General features: G+C 43.9%; 3 protein-coding genes and 1 pseudogene. All 4 read right to left on the bottom strand.

Annotated elements, in window-relative coordinates:
- Positions 1 to 223 (bottom strand): annotated as a pseudogene (locus BZL41_RS09255) (RHS domain-containing protein); the annotation flags it as partial.
- A 64-nt stretch (positions 224 to 287) separates the two neighbouring features.
- Positions 288 to 905 (bottom strand): hypothetical protein, encoded by a 618-nt coding sequence (locus BZL41_RS09250; protein ID WP_095599025.1) that lies wholly within the window; start codon positions 903 to 905, stop codon positions 288 to 290.
- Between the two features lie 216 nt (positions 906 to 1121).
- Entirely contained in the window at positions 1122 to 1496 is a 375-nt protein-coding gene (locus BZL41_RS27910) for a hypothetical protein (protein WP_143518052.1), read from the bottom strand.
- 13 nt (positions 1497 to 1509) lie between these two features.
- Positions 1510 to 2077: RHS repeat-associated core domain-containing protein (locus BZL41_RS09245; protein ID WP_256578109.1), on the bottom strand; the 568-nt coding region annotated here is incomplete at its 5' end.

The following is a 2077-nucleotide window of genomic DNA, read 5'->3' as shown; positions in this document are numbered from 1 at the left end:
TGCCGTAGGCGCGGTATTTGACGGACCAGAGGATGGCGCCGCCAGGGCTGGTGAGTTCCTGCGGGGTGCCGAGGTGGTCGAGCTGGTAGTAGCAGGGTTCGGCTTGCGGGCCTTCGCCCTGGAGCAGGGCCAGGGGGCGGAAGGTGCCGGGTTCGTAGGCGTAGCTGCGGTAATGGCCCGGCGCGCTTTCGGCGATGAGGCGGTCGCCCTGCATGAGCAGTTCATTGAGAGTGTTTTGTGTTCACATATAAAGCGAATCAAAGATTGCGTTTATTCTTGCGAATAATTTAATCTTTTACAGTAACGCGCCCATCAATATCAGTCGCCAAGTATTTCGTTTTAAAATCGAGATCGAACAATTTCCCTGGATTGGCTCCTTTTGTAGGATTTTCTTGATTAAGTTCTTTAGATCTTTCTACCAAGTCCTTATAGGTATAAATGTACTCGCACTGCGTTGGCTCCATTTGGAGGGTTATCTTTCCGTTGGAAACTATTTCAAGATTAAGCATGAGTTGGGGAAATATGGCTAAGCGCCCGCCTGTGTCATGAATATTATCGCCTTTTGTTAGTGTGTAATTCCAAGTCTTATTAAAAGAAATTATATCTCCACTTTCGGAGCGAAATCTGAGTTGCGCATCGCATCCTTTTACCTCTTCGATTCTGATAAATGCATCTTTGATAATAAGGAATCCTTCTTCAGTTAGCTTGCCTAAACTGTTGGCTTGCTCTTCAATCTTTTTTATTAAATTTTCGTCAAGATTGAGGATGAAATTAAAAAGCCGAAACTCGAATTTATTAATTAGCTCTTTTGTTAAGGCGATGTCGATAAAGGTTGTTAGACCTCCGCCATTATCATAGTCCACAGCACTGCTTAGCTGGTTTGTAAGGTCTAGAATAATAACCATTTTTATTCCCTTCTGCGGATAACTATTTCTTCCAAATCCTTGGAAGCTATTTCAGATCCGCCCACTCGTTTATAGCCTTCAGAGTTCGTCAAGTCTTCTTAAAGCACCCTTTACATATTTATTTGCTTTGGTGTTGCCTGTTATTATAACTTGGCCATCAGAGGGCAGAGCTCTCATAGTCTCTGGATTCAGATTTATCGAGCCAGGCGGGCTTAATTAAACTTGCTCGTCATAAAAACCATCAATGTTCAGTATAGATGCCCCTTTTGCGTGACACCTAAATAGGCAACCTGTCTCTGTCTCTATAATTATTTCTGGTATATTAATTAGAATTGAAAATTTTCCAAATAGATGGTTGTTTTCAGAAGAAATCATATCCACTCCATGCAAGAGAACTTCAAATTCAAATGCATTAAATCCCTTCTTGTCCCATTTTTCAGGATAAGTCATTCCTTCCAGCGGGCCAAAGGCTCTAATTGAGACCGAATCTCCGCGTAATAGAACAATATTTATCCTTGTTTCTGTTGGCAGAGATTCTCCAAAAATGGAATTCCAGGTTTTTTTGTTTTCTATAGCATCTAACCAGTTCATTATTTAATGCTCATTAAAATACATAGTGGCCGGCGACACTTTGTAAGTGAAATGTTTTGTTGCGTACCGCGTCTCCAGAGATCGGATCATATTCTCTTACATTAAAGTGTGGCTTGCTGGATGAGTGATCAGCAGGGAACTCAGAGTGTCCATAGGAGTGCTCTTGTATAACAACTCGCTCACCGTCAATATTTTTATAATGATACTCTCTGGTCATTATTGGATTATTGCTCTTATCGAGAACTGGCCGACCGTTTTCTTCAAGGGGAACCCTACCTACTTTTATTGGTTCAGCATTTACTGGAACTCTTGCGTCCCTTTTAGCTTCCCTGAAAGCCTCACTCCTTGAGTCAAAATATTTATCCTGCCTTTTCCACTTTTGAGTCCCGGGACAATCCCCCTTCACCCCAGCCAACCCCAACGGATCAACCCACCCCGTGGGGTTGTTCACGTACTGGTAGTTGTTCAACCCACCCGCGAGCTTGATCGGGTCGGGGGTGAGGAAGCAGCCGGTGTTGGGATTGTAGTAGCGGTGGCGGTTGTAGTGCAGGCCGGTTTCGGCGTCGAAGTATTGGCCCTGG

Origin of the sequence: Pseudomonas sp. PIC25 (assembly GCF_002286785.1) — a bacterium.
In the GTDB taxonomy this organism is placed as follows: Bacteria; Pseudomonadota; Gammaproteobacteria; order Pseudomonadales; family Pseudomonadaceae; genus Pseudomonas_M.
Note: the sequence above shows the minus strand (reverse complement) of the source record. Positions and strands in the feature narration are given on the sequence as shown.

Excerpts from the sequence above, each read along its gene's own strand:
- BZL41_RS09250 (WP_095599025.1), bottom strand. The coding sequence starts at position 905 with ATGGTTATTATTCTAGACCTTACAAACCAGCTAAGCAGTGCTGTGGAC.
- BZL41_RS27910 (WP_143518052.1), bottom strand. The coding sequence starts at position 1,496 with ATGAACTGGTTAGATGCTATAGAAAACAAAAAAACCTGGAATTCCATT.